This is a genomic window from Streptomyces sp. ATCC 21386, assembly GCF_018728545.1.
In the GTDB taxonomy this organism is placed as follows: domain Bacteria; phylum Actinomycetota; class Actinomycetes; order Streptomycetales; family Streptomycetaceae; genus Streptomyces.
This window is the reverse complement of sequence record NZ_JAAVVL010000001.1, coordinates 3,692,094-3,711,914: the sequence shown is the minus strand read 5'-3', so window position 1 is coordinate 3,711,914 and position 19,821 is coordinate 3,692,094. Positions and strand designations below refer to the sequence as shown.

Here is a 19,821-nt window from a genome sequence, read left to right as displayed (position 1 = left end):
TCCTTCACTCCTATCCCCGTGGTTCGCGTGCCGCAACCTCCGCCGTCAGCAATCGCCGAAGACATCCCAGACATCGGGAACGTTCCGGGCCGAGGCTGCCCTGTGAGATACCCAACTCCCCCGCGATCTCACGGTAGGTGAGGTCCTTCGGCGACAGCAGGGCGGCGAGCAGCCGGGGGCAGCGGCCGGGGAGGCGGCGCACGGCCGCGTACAGCGCGCGGCGGCGGGCCGCCGTCAGCGCCTGCTGCTCGGGGCCCGGCACGTGTTCGTCGGAGGGCTCGGCGACGTAGGACCGTTCGAGCCGGGCCGTGCGGCGGCTGAGCCGGGCCTCGAAGCGGACCGCGCTGCGCAACCAGCTCTCGGGATCCTCGGGCGGGCCATCGGCGTCGAGCCGTTCCAGCAGGCGCAGCCAGACCGCCTGCTCCAGGTCCCCCGCCTCGGCCCCGGCCGCGTACGCCTCCGCCGAGACCTCCGCGACCAGCAGCGGGCGGAGGCCGGCGAGCATGTCGTGTGTCATATGCCCCGGGACGCCGCCGCCCCGGCAGGGGTTGCCGGGGCGGACGGGAGTCACCCCAATCGGGGGTCAGGGGCTCAACCGTTGACGTTCGAACTCACCTGCCATGTTCGGCCGTTGACGTTCGAACCCATGTGCCGTTCGTTCAGTCGCCGACGAAGTCCGCGTGGGCCAGCAGCCCGGTGTCCGGGTTGTCGGTGAAGATGCCGTCGATACCGGTGTCGAAGTACACCTTGAGCGCGCCGAAGGAGTCGCCGTAGGCGTTGGGGTCCGTGCCCTTGCGGAAGTCGGCGGGCAGGAAAGTGTTCTCGTTGCGCAGCGTGTAGGGGTGCAGGATCAGGCCCTCGGCGTGCGCGTCGGCGACGAGGGTGGTGGGCGTGGTCAGGTTCCCGCCCGAGTCGCGCGGGATGATCAGGTCCAGGGTGGGGCCGATGCCGTTGGCGTACGAGGCGATCCAGGCGAGGCCGGCCGGCTTGACCAGGTCGGCGACGGTGCGCGGGTCGCCGGCCTCGACGAAGTCCCAGGGGCGGGTGGCGGCGCCGGAGAGCAGGACGACGAGCGGGCTGTCGACCAGCCGGTTCAGCCGCTGGATGCTGCTCGGCTCGAAGGACTGCAGGAAGACGGGCGAGTTCTTCCGGTGCCGGTCGTACTTGCGCAGCAGCTTGGCCAGCGGCTCCTCCAGACCGAGACCGAGCTTGCGGAAGTAGGTGGGGTGCTTGGTCTCGACGTGCAGCCAGACGCGCCTGCCGCGCTTCCTGCCCTCCTTCTCGGCCCAGCGCAGCACCTCCTCGAAGGAGGGGATCTCCCAGCGGCCGTCGTAGAGGGTGTTCTCCTGGCGGTTGCCCGGGATGCGCTCCTTGGCGCGCAGCGTCTTCAGCTCGGCGAGGGTGAAGTCCTCGGTGAACCAGCCGGTGTAGGTGACGCCGTCGACGACCTTGGTGGTCCTGCGGCCCGCGAACTCGGGGTGCGCGGCGACATCGGTCGTCCCGGTGATGTCGTTCTCGTGACGGCATACGAGATGGCCGTCCTTGGTGGGCACGAGGTCCTGCTCGATGACGTGCGCGCCCATGTCGAGGGCGAGCTGGTACGAGCCGAGCGTGTGCTCAGGGCGGTAGCCGCTGGCTCCGCGGTGGGCGATGATCGTCGGCACCGGCAGGCTCCGGTAGCCGCCGCCCGAGTGGCCGGCCGCCTTGGCCTGCGGCGCCGCCTCGTCGGCTCTCGCCTCGGCCGGCAGTCCGAGGACCGCTCCGCCCGCGCCGAGCACCGCGGCACCGAGCAGCGCCCGTCGGCCCGTTCCGCGGCCCTGTTCGTTCGCGCCCTTCGCGTCCTGCGACTGCCGCGACTCCTGCGTCCCCATGACCGGCTCCTCCACCGTGATGCCCTGCACCTGTCAAAGCGGGACGATCGTAGGTGTCATGAGGTGACTGTCGGGAGACCTGGGACCGAACACGCGGAAGACGCCTTGTGTCATGCGGGTGGCGGAATTTGACGGTGTGTCGGTTCGGTGACGCGATGTCCGTCACACGGCGCGCCCGGGTGACATCCCGCCACCACAGCGTCACCGCAGGTAAAACAGCGTCAACAGTTGGTATCCACTCGGTGAACCCGACGTGCGCCGCCCCATGGGCCGGGAGTATCGTCCTCACCTGCACAGACTTGTACCGGAACGCTTGACATGGGAGGGCCCGTTGTCCCGCTTCGTGCTCATCAAGGCAGTGCTCGGACCGATCATGCGCCTGATGTTCCGCCCCCGGGTGGAAGGCGCGGAGCACATTCCGGGCGACGGTCCGGTGATCCTCGCCGGCAACCACCTGACCTTCATCGACTCGATGGTCCTGCCGCTGGTCTGCGACCGGCAGGTGTTCTTCATCGGCAAGGACGAGTACGTCACCGGCAAGGGGATCAAGGGCCGTCTGATGGCCTGGTTCTTCACCGGGGTCGGCATGATCCCCGTCGACCGCGACGGCGGCCGGGGCGGTGTCGCCGCCCTGATGACCGGGCGGCGGATCCTGGACGAGGGCAAGGTGTTCGGCATCTACCCCGAGGGGACGCGGTCGCCCGACGGCCGGCTGTACCGGGGGCGGACCGGGATCGCCCGGCTGACGCTGATGACCGGGGCGCCGGTCGTTCCCTTCGCGATGATCGGGACGGACAAGCTGCAGCCGGGCGGGGCGGGATTGCCCCGGCCGGGGCGGGTCACCGTGCGGTTCGGTGAGGCGATGGAGTTCTCTCGGTACGAGGGGATGGATCGGGACCGGTATGTGCTGCGGGCGGTGACCGACTCTGTGATGGCCGAGGTGATGCGGTTGTCGGGGCAGGAGTATGTGGACATGTACGCGTCCAAGGCCAAGGAAGCGGCGTAGCTCCGCGGCGCCGCTCCGCTGGGGTGCCGGGACTGCGGTCGTTGGTTCAGTGCGGGGCGGTGGGGGCTGGCCGTGCCGTTCCGCGCGGCCCTGGGGGTGCTGGTGTCAGGCGGGGGTCTCCAGGTGTTGGTTGCGTAGCATGAACCATGCCGCCACCGCTGTGGTCAAAAGGACCGCCGCGCCCGCGCCCGACGCGATCGTGAGGCCGTCCACGAAGGAGTCCCTCGCGGAGGACAGCAGGGCCTCGGCCTTGTCCGACGGCATTCCCGCCGCCGCCTCGACCGCGCCGCCCAATGACTCGTGCGCACCTTCCGGGGTGCCCGCGGGCGCCGGGAAGCCACGGTAGACGCCTGTCACGATCGAGCCGAGGACCGCGATGCCGAGGGCCGCGCCCAGCTCGTACGCCGTCTCGGAGACCGCCGAGGCCGAGCCCGCCTGCTCCTTGGGGACGCTGGAGAGGATGACGTCTGCGGTGACGGTGAAGGAGAAGCCGGCTCCGATGCCGACGACCAGGAGGGCGACGCCGATCAGCGGGTAGCCGGTGGAAGTGTCGGCCAGGGTGAGCAGGGCGAGGGCCAGACCGATGGCCGCGAGGCCCCCCGCCACCACGGAACGGACGGAGAACCGGCGGGCCGCCGCCCCGGCGACCAGGCCCGCGGCTACCGCTCCGATCGCCGCCGGAAGCTCGGCGAGCCCCGCCTCCAACGGGCCCCGGCCCTGGACCAGTTGCAGGAACTGGGAGAGGAAGAAGACCAGCCCGGACAGGCCGAGGATGGTCAGCAGGTCGGCGAGGACGGCCCCGGAGAAGCCCCGGTTGCGGAACAGACGCATGTCCAGCAGCGGGTGCGGCAGCGTGAGCTGACGGCGCACGAAGAAGAACAGCCCGGCGGCACCGAAGAGGCCGGTGGCGAGCGCGATGCCGTCGACGCCGTGGGTGGCGGCCTCCTTCACCGCGTACACGACACCGATCATGCCGACCAGCGACAGGCCGACGCTGAGCATGTCCCACGGTCCGGGGTTCGGGTGGCGGGACTCGGGGAGCAGCTTGATGCCGACGAGGACGAGGACGGCCATCACGGGCAGGTTGATGAGGAAGACCGAGCCCCACCAGAAGTGTTCGAGCAGGAATCCGCCGACAACCGGGCCGACGGCCGTGCCGGCGGAGGCCGTGGCACCCCAGACGCCGATGGCGAGGCTGCGCTCGCGCGGGTCATGGAAGAGGTTGCGGATCAGGGCGAGGGTGGCGGGCATCAGCGTCGCGCCCGCGACTCCGAGCAGCGCCCGCGCGACGATCATCATCTCGGGCGTCGTCGCGTAGGCGTTGAGCACGGAGATCGCGCCGAACGCCGTGGCGCCGATCAGCAGCAGCTTCTTGCGGCCGATGCGGTCGCCGAGGCTGCCCGCCGAGACGAGCAGGCCCGCGATGACGAACGAGTAGATGTCGCCGATCCACAGGAGCTGGGTGCCCGAGGGCTTCAGGTCCTCGCTGATGTAGGGGGTCGCGAGACCGAGAACGGTCGCGTCGACGGCCACCAGCAGCACGGCGAGCACCAGCACGGCGAGCGCGAGCCAGCGGCCCGGCCTCTTCTCCGCCTCGACGGTGCGGGCCGGCCGCAGGGTGCTGGTCATGATTCCTCTCTCGGTTGTTCGGGCTGCCCCGGTTGTTCGGGGTGACGCAGGGCGCCGCCGAGCAACAGCTCGGTGATCATGAAGGTGAAGTCGTTGGCGGCCACACGACCTTCGGTGACCGCCCAGGCGCCGGAGGCCAGCAGGCCGTAGAGCGCCTCGGTGAGCCAGGCCGGTGTGAGGTCGATGCGGAACTCGCCGGCCGCCTGGCCGCGTTTGAAGAGGGCCGCGACACGGTCGTCGATCCGGGCCCAGCCCTCGTGCTGCCCCTCCCCCTCGAACAGCTGGTTCTCGGTGTAGAGGAAGGCGAGCAGGCCCGCGGCGGGTTCGATCTCGCGCACGAGCCGGCGTACGGCGTCGCGCGCCGGGCCCTCGTCGAGGCGCGCCGCGTCCAGCGCGGTCTCGCACTCCTCGATGCCGAGCGCCTCCAGCGCCCGTACGAGCACGTCGCGTCCGGCGAAGTGGCGGTGCAGCGTGGCCCGGCTGATCCCGGCGGCCTTGGCGACCTCGTCCATGGTCGCGGTGGACTTGCGGGTCAGCAGGGCGGCTGCGCTGCGCAGCACGTGTTCACGATCGACGGCCATGAGACAACCATAACCCATGTGAGACATCAATGTCTCAATGTGGGCATGAGCGTCTCATGGCCGTGGGTGGGTGTCCGAGGTCTTTCGCCCCGCGCCGGAGCCGCCGCGGTCAGTGCCAGGGGAGGCTGGCGCGCTTCTCCCAGTACGTCCGCGGGTCCTCGGCGAGGGCCGCGAGGCGGGTCAGCTGGTCGTCATCTAGGTCGACGACCGCCGCGTGCAGGTTGGAGGCGAGCTGGTTGATGGTGGCGGCACCGGAGAGAACGACTCCGGCCCACGGCTGCCGCAGGACCACCGCCAGGGCGACCGCGTCACAGCCGAGGCCGGTCCGCTCGGCGACGGCCTTGAGGGCGTCCGGTGCTTGCGGACCTGCCAGGCGGCCGTTGGCCATGCCCTCCTTGACGATCACGGTCAGACCGGCATCGTGCGCCTCGGCGAGGGCGGGGGCTGCGGAGGTCTCCAGCGCGTTGTACGTCGACTGGACGGTACGGAAGAGGGGTTCGCCGTCGACGGTCACGGTGAGGGCGGTGCGGATGGCGTCCGCCTGGGCCGGACCGCTGGTGGAGAACCCGACGGTGACGCCCTGGGCCGCCGCCTCCGCCAGTTTGACGTGGAGTTCCTTGTCGGTGAGGGCCGGGCTGTCCGGGGTCACCGAGTGGATCTGGTAGAGGTCGAGCCGGTCACCGAGCAGTTCGGCGGTCTCTGCGCGCTGGCGCTCGTACGTCGGGAGGCTGTGGTCCTTGACCTCGTGCCGCTCGGCGTCGGTGGTCCAGTCGGCGGTGTAGGTGTAGCCCCACTTGCTGCCGATGACCACGTCGTCGAGGCCGGGGCGGGTGCGGAGCCAGTCGGCGAGGAACTCCTCGGAGAGGCCGTAGGAGCGGGCGGCGTCGAAGTAACGGACGCCCTGGGCGTAGGCGGCGTCGAGGAGTTCGTGGGTGCGGGTGCGGAGGGCCTCTACGGTGCGGGTCTCTCCGAGGTCGGCGTCGCGGCCGAGGTTGATGTAGCCGGGGCGGGCGACTGCGGCGAGGCCGAAACCGATGTGGCAGGTGGGGGTGGTGGCTGTGGCCAGTCGGGCGAAGGGCATCGCGGGCTCCGTTCGGGTCGGCTCCTTGCGGTTCCTGAGCCAACGTAACCCGTGATGACCTTCGTGGTGCGGTGCGGGGGTTCCGGGTTCCGGGAGTTTTCCCCCGCCGCCCTTACCCGCCCCATCCTCCAGGGGCTGCGCCCCTTCGCCCCCCCTCGCGCTCCGCGCCGAGGAGGGGGAGGGGGAGGGGGAGGGAGGGTGCGGGTCCGGTGGGGGGTTTCGCGCAGTTCCCCGCGCCCCTGACGATGCAGGGCGCGGGGGCCTTGGTTACTTGGCGGTCTTGGCTGTGGCCCAGGTGTGTTGGGCCGTCACGTCCCTTTTGATGTCCGCCAGTTGGATCGCCACCGCGCTGGGGGCCGTGCCTCCGCGGCCGTTGCGGGAGGCGAGGGCGCCCGGGACGTTCAGGACGCTGCGGACCTCGGGGGTGAGGTGGGCGGAGATCTTGGCGAACTGGCCGTCCGTCAGGTCGTTCAGTTCCTTGTTCTCGGCCTCGGCGGCCTTGACGCACTCACCGGCGACCTCGTGGGCGACCCGGAAGGGGACTCCCTGCTTGACGAGCCACTCGGCGACGTCGGTGGCGAGGGAGAAGCCGGCCGGGGCCAGCTCCTCCATGCGCTCACGGTGGACGGTGAGGGTGGCCATCATGCCGGTGAACGCGGGAAGCAGGACCTCCAGCTGGTCGATCGAGTCGAAGACCGGCTCCTTGTCCTCCTGGAGGTCGCGGTTGTAGGCCAGGGGCAGCGCCTTGAGCGTGGCCATCAGGCCCGTCAGGTTGCCGATCAGGCGGCCGGACTTGCCCCGGGCCAGCTCCGCGATGTCCGGGTTCTTCTTCTGCGGCATGATCGACGAGCCCGTCGAGAAGGCGTCGTGGAGGGTCACGAAGGAGAACTCCTTCGTGTTCCAGATGATGACCTCCTCGGCGATCCGGGAGAGGTTCACGCCGATCATCGCGGTGACGAAGGCGAACTCGGCGACGAAGTCGCGGGACGCGGTGCCGTCGATGGAGTTCGCGGAGCTGCCGTGCTCGAAGCCCAGGTCCTTGGCGACCGCCTCGGGGTCCAGGCCGAGGCTGCTGCCCGCGAGGGCGCCCGAGCCGTACGGGGAGACCGCCGTGCGCTCGTCCCACTGCCGCAGCCGCTCGGCGTCCCGGGAGAGGGACTGGACGTGCGCGAGGACGTGGTGGGCGAAGAGGACCGGCTGGGCGTGCTGGAGGTGGGTACGGCCGGGCATGGCCACGTCCGGGTGGGCCTCCACCAGGCCGATCAGGGCGTCCTGGAGGTCGGCGATCAGTCCGCCGATCGTGCGGGCGTGGTCCCGCAGGTACATCCGGAAGAGGGTCGCGACCTGGTCGTTCCGGGAGCGGCCGGCGCGCAGCTTGCCACCCAGGTCCGGGCCGAGGCGCTCCAGGAGACCGCGCTCCAGGGCGGTGTGCACGTCCTCGTCGGCGACCGTGCCGACGAACTCGCCCGACGCCACGTCCACTTCGAGCTGGTCCAGGCCCGCGATCATCCGGGACAGCTCGTCCTCGGTGAGCAGGCCCGCCTTGTGCAGCACGCGCGCGTGGGCGCGGGAGCCCGCGATGTCGTACGGGGCCAGCCGCCAGTCGAAGTGGACGGAGGCGGACAGCTTCGCCAGGGCCTCGGCGGGCCCGTCGGCGAAACGGGCGCCCCAGAGCCGTACGTCACCGCTGTTGCTGCTCACTCGCGTTGCTCCTAGATCTCCGCTGACTGCGTTCACTGCTTACTGCGTTCCCTGCCATGCATGAGTATGCAGAACTCTGCATGAATCGTCAATCTGAGAGAAGTTCAAGAGACGCCGAGAAACCTTTGAACAAACGAAACCGCTTTCACGTAACTCACACCGGACGCAGGCGCCGCGTTCGTATACACCGACCACACCCGACCCGAGTGAGGCATCCGCATGTCCAGGGCTCTTCCGAAGTACAACAAGCGTCGCGTAGGGATCATCGGCGGCGCCGCCGCGGTCGTGCTCTCCGGAGCGGTCATCGCGGGTTCCGCCCTCGCCGGCGAGGGTGCCAACAACGAGGACGCCGCGGGGAACGCCTCGCCCGGCACCATCGCCTGCCCGGCCGTCGAGGGCAGCCTCCCGGCGATCCCGGCCTCCGCGCAGGCCGAGGTCGACCGCAACCTGGCCCAGCTGCAGACCCAGATCCAGGAGGCCAACCAGCGCCTCATCGACACCGTCGGCCAGGGCGGCCCGAACTTCGTGCAGAACGCCATCCTCGGCCCGCTGGAGGACAAGCGCGTCGCCGCGCTGAACCGCATCGAGACCGCCATCGGCCGCGCCGCCGCCAAGCCCGAAGGCCTCGAAGCACTCGCACCCTGCCAGCTCAACCAGGGCGGTGCCGCGGCGGCCGACGGAGGGGCGCAGGCCGGTGCGGGTGCCGGTGCGGGCGAGGGCGCCGCCGACGCGGGCGACGCGGGTGCCGCGGGTGCCGCGGGCACCATCAGCTGCCCCGAGGTCGAGGGCGAACTCCCGGCCGTCCCGGCCTCCGCGCAGGCCGAGGTCGACCGCAACCTCGCCCTCCTCGACACCCAGATCCAGGAAGCCAACCAGCGCCTGATCGACACCGTCGGCCAGGGCGGCGCCAACTTCGTGCAGAACGCCATCCTCGGCCCGCTGGAGGACAAGCGCGTCGCGACGCTGAACCGCATCGAGACCGCCATCGGCCGCGCCGCCGCCAAGCCCGAAGGCCTCGAAGCACTCGCGCCCTGCCAGCTCAACCAGGGCGGTGCCGCGGACGCAGGTGAGGAGGCCGGGGCCGACGAGGAGGCCGACGCCGAGGCCGGTGCGGGCGCCGAGGCGGGCGCGGGCGCCGATGAAGGTGGCGCCGACGCGGGCGACGCGGGCGCCGCCGGCACCATCAGCTGCCCCGAGGTCGAGGGCGAACTCCCGGCGATCCCGGCCTCCGCGCAGGCCGAGGTCGACCGCAACCTCGCCCTCCTCGACACCCAGATCCAGGAAGCCAACCAGCGCCTGATCGACACCGTCGGCCAGGGCGGCCCGAACTTCGTCAACAACGCCATCCTCGGCCCGCTGGAGGACAAGCGCGTCGCCGCGCTGAACCGCATCGAGACCGCCATCGGCCGCGCCGCCGCCAAGCCCGAAGGCCTCGAAGCCCTCGCGCCCTGCCAGCTCAACCAGTAGTACGGCCGGACGGCCGGCCCACCACGTCGGTGGTCCGGTGGTCCGCCGGCCGCAGGGGGACCGGTCGCCATGGAGCGGCCGGTCGCCATGAGGGTCCGTTCACGACGAGCCGTCCGCGAGGGACCGTGGTGATGAGCCGTCCGCGAGGGGCCGTCGCGATGAATCGTCCGCGACGGGTCGCTCCGTTCGGCGGGTGACCTCCTGCGCTCCATCGGAGCGACAGGGGCCGTGTCCGCCCCGCGCGCCGGCCGGGGCGGACACGGAAGACCTGATTCCGGGTGGATCTCCTTGGGGGTCCACCCGGAATCCGTGTTCCCGGCCCCAATTCGTTAGACAGGCAAAGCTTTCCGTCGATAATCGTTAGACATGGGAAAGACTTATGAGCGCATCGACGGCCGCCTGCGGACGTTCATCGAGGCACAGCCGCTGTTCTTCACCGCCACGGCGCCCCTGTCCGCCGACGGCACGATCAATCTCTCCCCCAAGGGGCTGAAGGGCTCGTTCGTCATCCTCGACGAACGGACCGTCGCCTACCTGGACTTCGCCGGCTCCCACGCGGAGACGATCGCGCACCTGCGCGAGAACGGCCGGATCACGTTGATGTGGTGCGCCTTCCAGGGCCCGCCCAGCATCGTGCGCGTGCACGGCACGGGCGAGGCCGTCTTCCGCGACGACCCGCGCTTCGCCGGGCTCCGCGCCCGCTTCCCCGACATCGACCCCACGCCGCACGGCCTGCGCGCGATCATCGTGGTCCGCGCCGAGCACATACGCGACAGCTGCGGCTACGCCGTGCCGTTCATGACGTACGAGGACGAACGCGACCTGCACGGGCGGCGTTTCGCCCGTGAGGACGACGAGTCGCTCAGCGCCTACTTCGGCTCCAAGGAACACATCGCGACCAGCATGGACGGCCTGCCGGGACTGCCCCTGCCGCTGCCGCCGTCCGTCGCCTGACGGCAGGGGGCATGGCGCGCCCACCGGTAGGGATCGTTCCGCAAGGCAGTTGTTCACACGGTTGAACACACGGCACTCGCTGCACGTACGTGTGGGCCAAGGGTCCAGCCCACCACGGAGGAACCGTGTCCACGATCGCCGGAGGTCGCGCCGCGCGCCGCCAGACGATGCGCCGCATCCGACCTCGCCGCTCCCCCGCCGTCCCGCTGCTGATCGTTTTCTATGCGGGCGTGGCCGCGGTGGTGTGGCTGTGGTGGGACAACACGCCCTCCATCGCGGACCAGGGCAGCAAGATGGTCAACGCCGGGCGGATCACCGGTCTGCTCGGCGGCTACATGATGGCCCTGGTCGTGCTCCAGATGGCCCGGGTGCCCGCGCTCGAACGCCGCGTGGGCTCCGACCGGGTCGCCCGCTGGCACGCGATGACCGGCCGCTACACGCTCTGCCTGGTCGTCGCGCACGTCGTCCTGACGATGTACGGGTACGCGCTGCAGGCCGGTCTCACCCACACCGCGATCCTGCAGCAGACCATCGACTCCATCAACCAGCTGCCCGACATGGGCAAGGCCGCCATCGGCACCGGTCTGCTGGTGCTCATCGGGCTGATGTCGATCGGCCCGGTGCGCAAGCGGATCCCGTACGACTTCTGGTACCACACGCACCTGCTGACCTACGCGGCCACGTTCCTGACGTTCTGGCACCAGATCTCCACAGGCAACGAGTTCGCCGTCACGCCCGCGGCGAAGACCGGCTGGTACGCGCTGTACGGATCGGTGACCGCGCTGGTGCTGTGGTACCGGATCATCACACCGATCCGGCTCAACATGCGGCACCGGCTGCGGGTCGAGGCGGTCATCGAGGAGTCGCCCGGGATCGTCTCCGTGCTGATGAGCGGGCGCAAGCTGCACCGGATGGGCGCGGAAGCCGGGCAGTTCTTCCGCTGGCGGTTCCTCGCCCCCGGCATGCGGTTCAGCTCCCACCCGTACTCGCTGTCGGCGGCACCCCGTCCCAACATGCTGCGGATCACGGTCAAGGCGATCGGCGACCACAGCTCGGCCCTGCGCGACCTGGAGCCCGGCACCCGGGTGTGGGCCGAGGGCCCGTACGGGGCGCTGACGGCCGGCAAGCGCAGCCGGGGCAAGGTGCTGCTGGTGGCCGGCGGTGTGGGCATCACGCCGATGCGGGCCCTGTTCGAGACGCTGCCCGGCGCGGCCGGCGACCTGACCCTGCTCTACCGGGCCAACACCACCCAGGACCTGGCCCTGTGGGACGAGCTGGCGCTGATCGCCGAGGAGCGCGGAGCCCGGCTGATGTACGCGGTGAACAGCCCCGAGGGCGAGCGCCCGGACATCTCCCCGGACTCGCTGCGCCGCAAGATCCCGGACATCGAGAGCCACGACGTGTTCCTGTGCGGGCCGCCCGGTTTCGCCCAGGGCGTGTACGAGGCCCTGCGCGGCGCGGGTGTCCCGACCCGGCGTATCCACCACGAATCGTTCGAGATGTGAGCGGCGGGGCCGCCCGCCGCGTATCCCCATCCGACCGACCGTTCCAGCCGCCGGTCGCCACCACCTGCCCCACCCCGACTTCTCAGGCTTTCCCGCGGGTTCGTCCGACGGGTCTGCCCCGCGAGACTTCACACTTCAGGAGTTGAAGGAGCGATGAAGAAGAGCCACCCCATCCGGCGGACCCTGCTCGCCACCGCCGCCACCGTGTCCGGCATCGTGCTGCTGCTGTCGCTGAAGCCGGCCTCCGACCCGGCCGGTTCGGTACAGGCGGGAGCGGCAGGGGGCGCTCCTTCGGCACAGGGCGGGGTGGCGGCCGGCGCGCAGACCCTCACGGGCACCGCCGTCCAGACCGACTACGGGCCGGTGCAGGTCCGGATCTCCGTCAACGGCGGCAAGATCACGGGCGCGGAGGCCGTGCAGCAGCCCAGCGGTGGCCGCTCCACCCAGATCAGCGCCGACGCGATCCCGAAGCTCAACCAGGCGGCCGTGGCGGCCGGCAGCGCCGAGATCGACGCGGTCTCCGGCGCGACCTACACCAGCGCCGGCTACAAGGAATCCCTCCAGTCCGCACTGGACCAGGCCGGCAACGCTCAGGACTCGGGCGCCCAGGTGCTCACGGGGACCACCGTGCAGACCGACTACGGCCCGGTGCAGGTCCGGATCACGGTCAGCGGCGGGAAGATCACCAACGCGGAGGCGATCCAGGCGCCGAGCGGCGGCCGCTCCACCCAGATCACCGGCGACTCGGTGCCCAAGCTCAACCAGGCGGCCGTGGCGGCCGGCAGCGCCGAGATCGACGCGGTCTCCGGCGCGACCTACACCAGCGCCGGCTACAAGGAATCCCTCCAGTCCGCACTGGACCAGGCCGGCAACGCGCAGGGCTCCGGGTCCGAGGTCGAGGCGGGCGGCTCGCAGGACGCGGGCGGCGGCGCCGAGGACGGCGAGGGCTCCGAGGCGGGGCAGGCGACGGGCACCCAGGTGCTCACCGGTTCCACGATCCAGACGGACTACGGCCCGGTCCAGGTCCGTGTCACGGTCACCGACGGCAAGATCACGAACGCCGAGGCGCTGCAGCAGCCCAGCGGCGGCCGTTCGACCCAGATCAGCAGCACGGCCATCCCCGAGCTCAACCAGAACGCCGTCTCGGCAGGGAGCGCTGACATCGATGCTGTCTCAGGTGCCACGTACACCAGCGGTGGCTACAAGCAGTCCCTCCAGTCCGCACTGGACCAGGCCGGCTGATCCGATGGCCGAACCCGCCGGAGCCGCCGCGCCCTCCCCGCTGCGGCACGCCGAGGAGGTGATGGGCACCGTCTTCTCCTTCGACATCCGGGGAGGCGAGCCCACAGCGGTCCGCGCCGCGCTCGCGGAGGCGGTGGCCGGACTCCATGCCGTGGACGAGGTGTTCAGCACCTACCGCGAGCACAGCCAGATCTCCCGGCTCGACCGGGGCGAGGTGACGATCGAGGAGTGCGACGCCGAGGTCGCCGAGGTGCTCCAACTGTGCGCCGAGGCCGAGCGGGTGAGCGACGGCTGGTTCAGCGCGTCGTACGAGGGCCGCTTCGATCCGACCGGCCTCGTGAAGGGGTGGGCCACCGAGCGGGCCGCGCTGCGGCTGGTCGAGGCCGGGGCGGTCGGGGTGAGCGTGAACGGGGGCGGCGACGTGCAGCTGTGCGGCGTCCCCGGACCGGACCGGCCGTGGCGCGTGGGCGTCGCCGATCCTCTCCGGCCCGGAGGGCTGGCCGCGGTCGTCACGGCCGCCGGTGCGGATCGCCTGGCCGTCGCCACGTCCGGTACGGCGGAGCGGGGCGCGCACATCGTCGACCCCCGCACGGGCAAGTCCGCCGTGACCGACCTGGTCTCGGTGACGGTCGTGGCCCCCAGCCTCACCTGGGCGGACTGCTGGGCCACGGCGGCGTTCGCGATGGGCTCGCGGGCGGGCCTCGCGTGGTTGGAGTCCCTCGACGACGCGGAAGCGCTGCTGATCACGGCGGGGGACGAGGTCCGCTGCACCAGAGGGTTGGCGTCGCGACTGGGCTGAGCGGCGGCACGACTGCCCTCAGCTATGACAGCAGTTCGGGCAGCGGGCGCAGCCCAGCGTTGAGGGAAAGCGGGCGCAACCCGTCTTTCAGGGGCGCGGGGAACTGCGCGACCGGCCACGACGGACCCGCGGTCGGCGTCCCCGCGAAACCCACCCCGTCAGTGGCCGTTCCCGTTCTGGGCCAACCGCAGCAAATGGTCCGCCAACGCCTGGCCCCCCACCGGATCCCGGCTGATCAGCAGCAACGTGTCGTCGCCCGCGATCGTGCCCAGGATGTCGTGCAGTTCGGCCTGGTCGATGGCCGAGGCGAGGAACTGGGCCGCACCCGGCGGCGTGCGGAGCACGACCAGGTTCGCGGAGGCCTCGGCGGAGATCAGCAGCTCCGCCGACAGGCGCCGCATCCGCTCCTCCTTCGCCGACTCCCCCAGCGGAGCCCGAGGCGTACGGAAGCCCCCCTCGCTCGGCACCGCGTAGATGAGGTCGCCGTCGGTGTTGCGGATCTTCACCGCGTTCAGCTCGTCCAGATCCCGGCTGAGCGTCGCCTGCGTGACGCTCAGCCCGTCGTCGGACAGCAGCTTCGCCAACTGGCTCTGCGACCGCACGGGTTGCCGGTTGAGGATGTCCACGATCCGCCGGTGGCGTGCGGTACGGGTCTGCGGCACCGCGGGCCCCGCCTGGTCGTGCTCCTGCGCCTGGCTCATCGTCGTCTCATTCTCCGGCTCGTCCGTCCCCACTTGCTTCGTGTGCCGCCCGCGCCGCGTCGAGGATGCCGGGCAGTGCCTGGAGGAGGGCGTCCACCTCGGCGTCACCGATGTTGAGCGCCGGCATCAGCCGTACGACATCGGGGGCGGGCGCGTTCACCAGGAAACCGGCGTCCTGAGCGGCCTGTTGCGCCAGGGGCGCGAGCGGCTCGGTGAGCACGATACCCAGCAGGAGGCCCGCGCCACGGACATGGTCGATCATCGGGTCGCCGAGGGACTCGATCCCGTCCCGCAGCTTCTCGCTCTGCCGCTTGACGTTCTCCAGCAGCCCTTCCGCCCTGATGGTCTCAAGGACGGCGAGGCCGGCGGCGCAGGCGACCGGGTTGCCGCCGAAGGTGGTCCCGTGCTGCCCCGGCTGAAGGAGTTCCGCGGCCCGCCCGAAGGCGACGGTCGCGCCGAGCGGCAGTCCGCCGCCGAGACCCTTGGCGAGGGTGACGACGTCCGGCAGGACGCCCTCGTGCGCCTGGTACTCGAACCAGTGCCCGGTCCGGCCGACGCCGGTCTGCACCTCGTCGAGGACCAGCAGCGAGCCGGCAGCGGCCGTGATGGCCCGCGCGGCCTTCAGATAGCCGGCCGGCGGGACGACGACGCCCTTCTCGCCCTGGACGGGTTCGATGATGACGAGGGCGGTCTCCTCGGTCACGGCCGCGGCGAGGGCCTGCGCGTCGCCGTAGGGGACGTGGGTGACGTCACCGGGCAGCGGGTGGAAGCCGGTCTGCTTGCCGGGCTGGCCGGTGAGGGCGAGGGCGCCCATGGTCCGGCCGTGGAAGCCGCCCTCGGTGGCGACCATGTGGGTCCGCCCGGTCAGCCGGCCGATCTTGAACGCGCCCTCGTTCGCCTCGGCGCCCGAGTTGCAGAAGAAGACCTTGCCGTCGCGGCCGAAGTGCTCCAGGAGCCGCTCGGCGAGGGCGACGGGCGGCTCGGCGACGAACAGGTTGGAGACATGGCCGAGGGAGGCGATCTGGGTGCTGACCGCCTCGACGATCGCCGGGTGGGCGTGGCCGAGCGCGTTGACCGCGATACCGCCGACGTAGTCGACGTACTCCTTGCCGTCGGCGTCCCACACCCGGGTGCCCGCGCCGCGGACCAGGGAGAGCCTCGGGGTGCCGTAGTTGTTCATCAGCGAGCTCCGCCACCGCTGGGCCAGCTCCTCGTTGGCGGTCATTCGGCGTCCCCCTCTTCCGCATCCGGCACGACCATCGTGCCGATGCCCTCGTCGGTGAAGATCTCCAGCAGGATCGAGTGCTGGACCCGGCCGTCGATGACGCGCGCGGTCCGGACGCCGCCCCGGACGGCGTGCAGGCAGCCCTGCATCTTCGGCACCATGCCGGAGGACAACTCCGGCAGCAGCTTCTCCAGTTGGGAAGCGGTGAGGCGGCTGATCACCTCGTCGGAGTTGGGCCAGTCCTCGTAGAGGCCCTCGACGTCGGTGAGGACCATGAGGGTCTCGGCGCCCAGCGCCGCAGCGAGTGCCGCAGCCGCCGTATCAGCATTGACGTTGTAGACATGTCCGTCGTCCTGGCTACGGGCGATCGAGGAGACGACCGGGATGCGGCCGTCGGCGAGGAGTGCCTCGATCGCGCCCGTGTCGATCGCGGTGATCTCGCCCACCCGTCCGATGTCGACCAGTTCGCCGTCGATCTCGGGCTGGTGCTTGGTGGCGGTGATGGTGTGCGCGTCCTCGCCGGTCAGTCCGACGGCGAGCGGCCCGTGCTGGTTGAGCAGTCCGACCAGTTCGCGCTGCACCTGTCCGGCGAGCACCATGCGTACGACGTCCATGGCGTCCTCGGTGGTGACGCGCAGGCCGGCCTTGAACTCGCTGACGATGCCGTGCCGGTCGAGGGCGGCGCTGATCTGCGGGCCGCCGCCGTGCACGACGACGACGTTGAGGCCGGCGTGCCGCAGGAAGACGACGTCCTGGGCGAAGGCGGCCTTCAGGTCCTCGTCGATCATGGCGTTGCCGCCGAACTTGATGACGACCGTCCTGCCGTTGTGGCGGGTCAGCCAGGGCAGCGCTTCGATGAGGATCTGGGCCTTGGGGAGGGCGGTGTGCTTCCGCGTGGTGCTCATGAGGAGTACGCGCTGTTCTCGTGGACGTAGTCGGCGGTGAGGTCGTTGGTCCAGATCGTGGCCGTCTCGGACCCGGCGGCGAGGTCGGCGACGATGTGCACCTCGCGGTAGCGCATGTCGACCTTGTCGCGGTCCTCGCCGACGCCGCCGTTCTTGCAGACCCAGACGCCGTTGATGGCGACGTTGAGGTGGTCCGGCTCGAAGGCGGCGGACGTGGTGCCGATGGCGGACAGGACACGGCCCCAGTTGGGGTCCTCGCCGTGGATGGCGCACTTGAGGAGGTTGTTGCGGGCGATGGAGCGGCCCACCTCGACGGCGTCGTCCTCGGTCGCCGCGTTCACGACCTCGACCTTGATGTCCTTGCTGGCGCCCTCGGCGTCCCGGATGAGCTGCTGGCCGAGGTCGTCGCAGACCTGGCGTACGGCTTCGGCGAACTCCGCGTACTCCGGGGTGACTTCGGCGGCACCGGAGGCGAGCAGCAGCACGGTGTCGTTGGTGGACATGCAGCCGTCGGAGTCGACCCGGTCGAAGGTCGTCCGCGTGGCGGCGCGCAGGGCCCTGTCGAGGACGTCGCTCTCCAGGTCCGCGTCGGTGGTGAGGACGACGAGCATGGTGGCGAGGCCGGGGGCGAGCATGCCCGCGCCCTTGGCCATGCCTCCGACGGTCCAGCCGTCCTTGGTGACGACGGACGTCTTGTGCACGGTGTCGGTGGTCTTGATGGCGATGGCGGCCTTCTCGCCGCCGTGCTCGGAGAGCTGCGCGGCGGCCGTCTCCACGCCCGGCAGCAGTTTGTCCATCGGCAGGAGTACGCCGATGAGGCCGGTGGAGGCTACGGCGATCTCGCCCGCGCTGTGCCCGTCGAGGACCTCCGCGACCTTCTCGGCGGTCGCGTGGGTGTCCTGGAAGCCCTTCGGGCCCGTACAGGCGTTGGCTCCACCGGAGTTGAGGATGACCGCCGAGACCCGGCCGCCCTTCAGCACCTGCTCGGACCAGAGCACCGGCGCGGCCTTCACACGGTTGGAGGTGAAGACGCCCGCGGCGGCGAGGCGGGGCCCGTTGTTGACCACGAGGGCCAGGTCCGGGTTGCCGTTCTCCTTGATCCCGGCGGCGATGCCCGCCGCCGTGAATCCCTTGGCTGCCGTCACGCTCACGGTGCGACTCCGATCGTGGAAAGCCCCGTCGTCTCGTGGAGTCCGAGGGCGATGTTCATGCTCTGCAGGGCGCCACCGGCGGTGCCCTTGGTGAGGTTGTCGATGGCGCTGATCGCGATGATCCTGCCCGCCGCCTCGTCGTACGCGACCTGCACCTGAACGGCATTGGAACCGTAGACGGACGCCGTGGCGGGCCACTGCCCCTCGGGGAGCAGGTGGACGAACGGCTCGTCGGCGAAGGCCTTCTCGTACGCGGTGCGCACGGACTCGGCGGTGACTCCGGGCCTCGCCTTCGCGCTGCAGGTGGCGAGGATGCCGCGGGGCATCGGTGCGAGGGTCGGCGTGAAGGACACGGTGACCGGCTCGCCCGCGACGCCGCCGAGGTTCTGCATCACCTCGGGTGTGTGCCGGTGTCCGCCGCCGACGCCGTACGGGGTCATCGACCCCATGACCTCGCTGCCCAGCAGGTGCGCCTTGGGCGCCTTGCCCGCGCCGGAGGTGCCGGAGGCGGCGACGATCACGGCCTCGTTCTCGGCGAGGCCCGCCGCGTAGGCCGGGAACAGGGCCAGGGTGACGGCCGTGGGGTAGCAACCGGGTACCGCGATGCGCTTGGACCCCTCCAGCGCGGCGCGGGCACCCGGTAGTTCGGGGAGGCCGTAGGGCCAGGTGCCGGCGTGGGGCGAGCCGTAGAACTTCTCCCAGTCGGACGCGTCCTTCAGCCGGAAGTCGGCGCCCATGTCGACCACGAGCACCTCCGGGCCGAGCTGTTCGGCCACGGCCGCGGACTGCCCGTGCGGCAGGGCGAGGAAGACCACGTCGTGGCCCGTCAGCACCTCGGCGGTGGTCTCCTGGAGCACTCGGTCGGCCAACGGCAGCAGGTGCGGCTGGAGCGCGCCCAGGCGCTGGCCGGCGTTGGAGTTGCCGGTCAGTGCACCGATCTCGACCTCGGGGTGGGCGAGCAGCAGGCGCAGCACTTCGCCGCCCGCATAACCACTCGCTCCCGCCACCGCCACGCGTACCGCCATGGAACCCTCCTCTTGGATGGCATGACTATACGTTTCGTTGCACGTTTATGCAATCTTGCCTCCGCTGCACGCGCGAGGGTCGTTGACCACCTGGAAAGCCGATCACCATCACTCACTGGTACGTCAGGACGCTGGGCATGCACGGATATCGTTCGCCAGTACGTATGTGAACAGTGCGAGTTCGAGGGTGGGGACCTGATGGTGCGAAAGAGCGGACGAAGACTGGTGCCAGCGGTGGCGCTCCTGTCTGCGATGGGACTGACCGCAGGGTGCGGGGACAGTGCCGAGCCCATCGAAGCCGGGAGAAAGCCGGGGCCGGCGACGAGCACGGCAGCCGGTAAGGCGGCGGAGCACTCCGAACCGCTGACCGCTGCCGAGCTGAAGGCCGCGCTGCTCACCGCGGACCAGGCCGTCGGTTTCGAGATCACGGGGAGCAGTTCTCGGGACGGGGCTGAACCGGACTCCTCCCTCGACGTCAAGGAGACCGTCTCCCCGGAGGTCTGCCGGCATGTGAGGGAGGCCACCGGGGGTGATGGTGAGGAGGCTGCCGCAGCCTCGTCGATCATGTACCGGGCTGGGACCTCCATAGCTCCCAGGAGCACCAACCTGATGAGCTATCCGGAAGGGGCCGCACGGGCCCGCATGAAGCAGTTGCGCGAGGCCGTCGGGGCATGCAGCCGGTTCAGCTTCAGCAACACGATCGGAAAGGCGTCCGTCACGACCGAGGCGCTAGACGTCCCGGCCCTCGGGGAGAACGCACTGCGCTACCGGACCCTGTCCCGGATGGACAACGGAGGCTTCGCCTGGACCCTGGTGACCGCCGTACGGGTCGGAGGCGTCATCGCGACGATGCAGGTCCTGGACACCACCGGGCCGCTCCCACCCGAGAAGCTCGCCACGTTCAAGCCGGATCCGGGCCCCGACGAGGCGGTCATCGCCACTCTCATCGAGAACGTCACCACAGCCCGGAGTACCTGA

At 70.8% G+C, this 19,821-nt stretch carries 17 protein-coding genes and 1 pseudogene; 7 read left to right on the top strand and 11 right to left on the bottom strand.

The window, feature by feature from the left end:
* Positions 1-10 precede the first annotated feature (10 nt).
* Both GWK25_RS16200 and GWK25_RS16195 read right to left on the bottom strand, forming a co-directional pair.
* Positions 11-517, bottom strand: coding sequence for an RNA polymerase sigma factor (locus GWK25_RS16200; protein ID WP_215450920.1), 507 nt, complete (start codon positions 515-517; stop codon positions 11-13).
* Positions 518-659: 142 nt separating this feature from the next.
* Positions 660-1,871: a glycerophosphodiester phosphodiesterase gene (locus tag GWK25_RS16195; protein ID WP_215450919.1), complete on the bottom strand. Its 1,212-nt coding sequence runs from the start codon at positions 1,869-1,871 to the stop codon at positions 660-662.
* 331 nt (positions 1,872-2,202) lie between these two features.
* Between GWK25_RS16195 and GWK25_RS16190 the strand changes: the two genes are divergently transcribed.
* Complete coding sequence (locus GWK25_RS16190) at positions 2,203-2,877, top strand: 1-acyl-sn-glycerol-3-phosphate acyltransferase (protein WP_184896260.1); 675 nt, start codon at positions 2,203-2,205, stop codon at positions 2,875-2,877.
* A 105-nt stretch (positions 2,878-2,982) separates the two neighbouring features.
* Here GWK25_RS16190 and GWK25_RS16185 read toward each other — a convergent pair whose 3' ends face one another.
* The 4 genes from GWK25_RS16185 to argH form a co-directional block, all read right to left on the bottom strand.
* Positions 2,983-4,506: an MFS transporter gene (locus GWK25_RS16185; protein WP_215450918.1), complete on the bottom strand. Its 1,524-nt coding sequence runs from the start codon at positions 4,504-4,506 to the stop codon at positions 2,983-2,985.
* The gene (locus GWK25_RS16180; RefSeq protein ID WP_215450917.1) at positions 4,503-5,087 is read right to left on the bottom strand and encodes a TetR/AcrR family transcriptional regulator; all 585 of its coding nucleotides are present in this window, start codon (positions 5,085-5,087) and stop codon (positions 4,503-4,505) included. The genes GWK25_RS16185 and GWK25_RS16180 overlap by 4 nt, the downstream gene beginning before the upstream one ends.
* Before the next feature lie 109 nt (positions 5,088-5,196).
* Positions 5,197-6,168, bottom strand: a complete 972-nt coding sequence (locus GWK25_RS16175; RefSeq protein WP_215450916.1) for an aldo/keto reductase — start codon at positions 6,166-6,168, stop codon at positions 5,197-5,199.
* A gap of 267 nt (positions 6,169-6,435) precedes the next feature.
* On the bottom strand, positions 6,436-7,869 hold the full coding sequence (gene argH / locus GWK25_RS16170; RefSeq protein ID WP_215450915.1) for an argininosuccinate lyase: 1,434 nt from the start codon (positions 7,867-7,869) through the stop codon (positions 6,436-6,438).
* Positions 7,870-8,088: 219 nt separating this feature from the next.
* On the opposite strand from argH, the pseudogene GWK25_RS16165 reads away from it, so the two are divergent.
* The 5 genes and pseudogenes from GWK25_RS16165 to GWK25_RS16145 all read left to right on the top strand — a co-directional run.
* Positions 8,089-8,916, top strand: a pseudogene (locus GWK25_RS16165) (hypothetical protein); the annotation flags it as partial.
* Positions 8,917-9,702: 786 nt separating this feature from the next.
* A complete protein-coding gene (locus GWK25_RS16160; protein WP_215450913.1) occupies positions 9,703-10,290 on the top strand; it encodes a pyridoxamine 5'-phosphate oxidase family protein in 588 nt (195 codons plus the stop codon).
* Between the two features lie 167 nt (positions 10,291-10,457).
* The gene (locus tag GWK25_RS16155; RefSeq protein WP_215457396.1) at positions 10,458-11,795 is read left to right on the top strand and encodes a ferric reductase-like transmembrane domain-containing protein; all 1,338 of its coding nucleotides are present in this window, start codon (positions 10,458-10,460) and stop codon (positions 11,793-11,795) included.
* Between the two features lie 153 nt (positions 11,796-11,948).
* Positions 11,949-13,037: an FMN-binding protein gene (locus GWK25_RS16150; RefSeq protein WP_215450912.1), complete on the top strand. Its 1,089-nt coding sequence runs from the start codon at positions 11,949-11,951 to the stop codon at positions 13,035-13,037.
* Positions 13,038-13,041: 4 nt separating this feature from the next.
* A complete protein-coding gene (locus GWK25_RS16145; RefSeq protein ID WP_215450911.1) occupies positions 13,042-13,836 on the top strand; it encodes an FAD:protein FMN transferase in 795 nt (264 codons plus the stop codon).
* A gap of 158 nt (positions 13,837-13,994) precedes the next feature.
* Here the strand turns inward: GWK25_RS16145 and GWK25_RS16140 are convergent, their stop codons facing one another.
* The 5 genes from GWK25_RS16140 to argC are packed head-to-tail and all read right to left on the bottom strand — an operon-like array spanning position 13,995 to position 18,843.
* Positions 13,995-14,537, bottom strand: a complete 543-nt coding sequence (locus GWK25_RS16140; RefSeq protein ID WP_184896243.1) for an arginine repressor — start codon at positions 14,535-14,537, stop codon at positions 13,995-13,997.
* Positions 14,538-14,544: 7 nt separating this feature from the next.
* The gene (locus GWK25_RS16135) at positions 14,545-15,762 is read right to left on the bottom strand and encodes an acetylornithine transaminase (RefSeq protein ID WP_215450910.1); all 1,218 of its coding nucleotides are present in this window, start codon (positions 15,760-15,762) and stop codon (positions 14,545-14,547) included.
* Positions 15,759-16,667, bottom strand: a complete 909-nt coding sequence (gene argB / locus GWK25_RS16130; protein WP_215450909.1) for an acetylglutamate kinase — start codon at positions 16,665-16,667, stop codon at positions 15,759-15,761. Before argB ends, GWK25_RS16135 begins: the two co-directional genes overlap by 4 nt.
* Positions 16,664-17,818: a bifunctional glutamate N-acetyltransferase/amino-acid acetyltransferase ArgJ gene (gene argJ, locus GWK25_RS16125; RefSeq protein ID WP_215450908.1), complete on the bottom strand. Its 1,155-nt coding sequence runs from the start codon at positions 17,816-17,818 to the stop codon at positions 16,664-16,666. Before argJ ends, argB begins: the two co-directional genes overlap by 4 nt.
* On the bottom strand, positions 17,815-18,843 hold the full coding sequence (argC, locus tag GWK25_RS16120) for an N-acetyl-gamma-glutamyl-phosphate reductase (RefSeq protein ID WP_215450907.1): 1,029 nt from the start codon (positions 18,841-18,843) through the stop codon (positions 17,815-17,817). The genes argJ and argC overlap by 4 nt, the downstream gene beginning before the upstream one ends.
* Positions 18,844-19,095: 252 nt before the next feature.
* On the opposite strand from argC, the gene GWK25_RS16115 reads away from it, so the two are divergent.
* Positions 19,096-19,821 carry a hypothetical protein gene (locus tag GWK25_RS16115; RefSeq protein ID WP_215450906.1) on the top strand — a complete coding sequence of 242 codons (726 nt, stop codon included), beginning with the start codon at positions 19,096-19,098 and terminating at the stop codon, positions 19,819-19,821.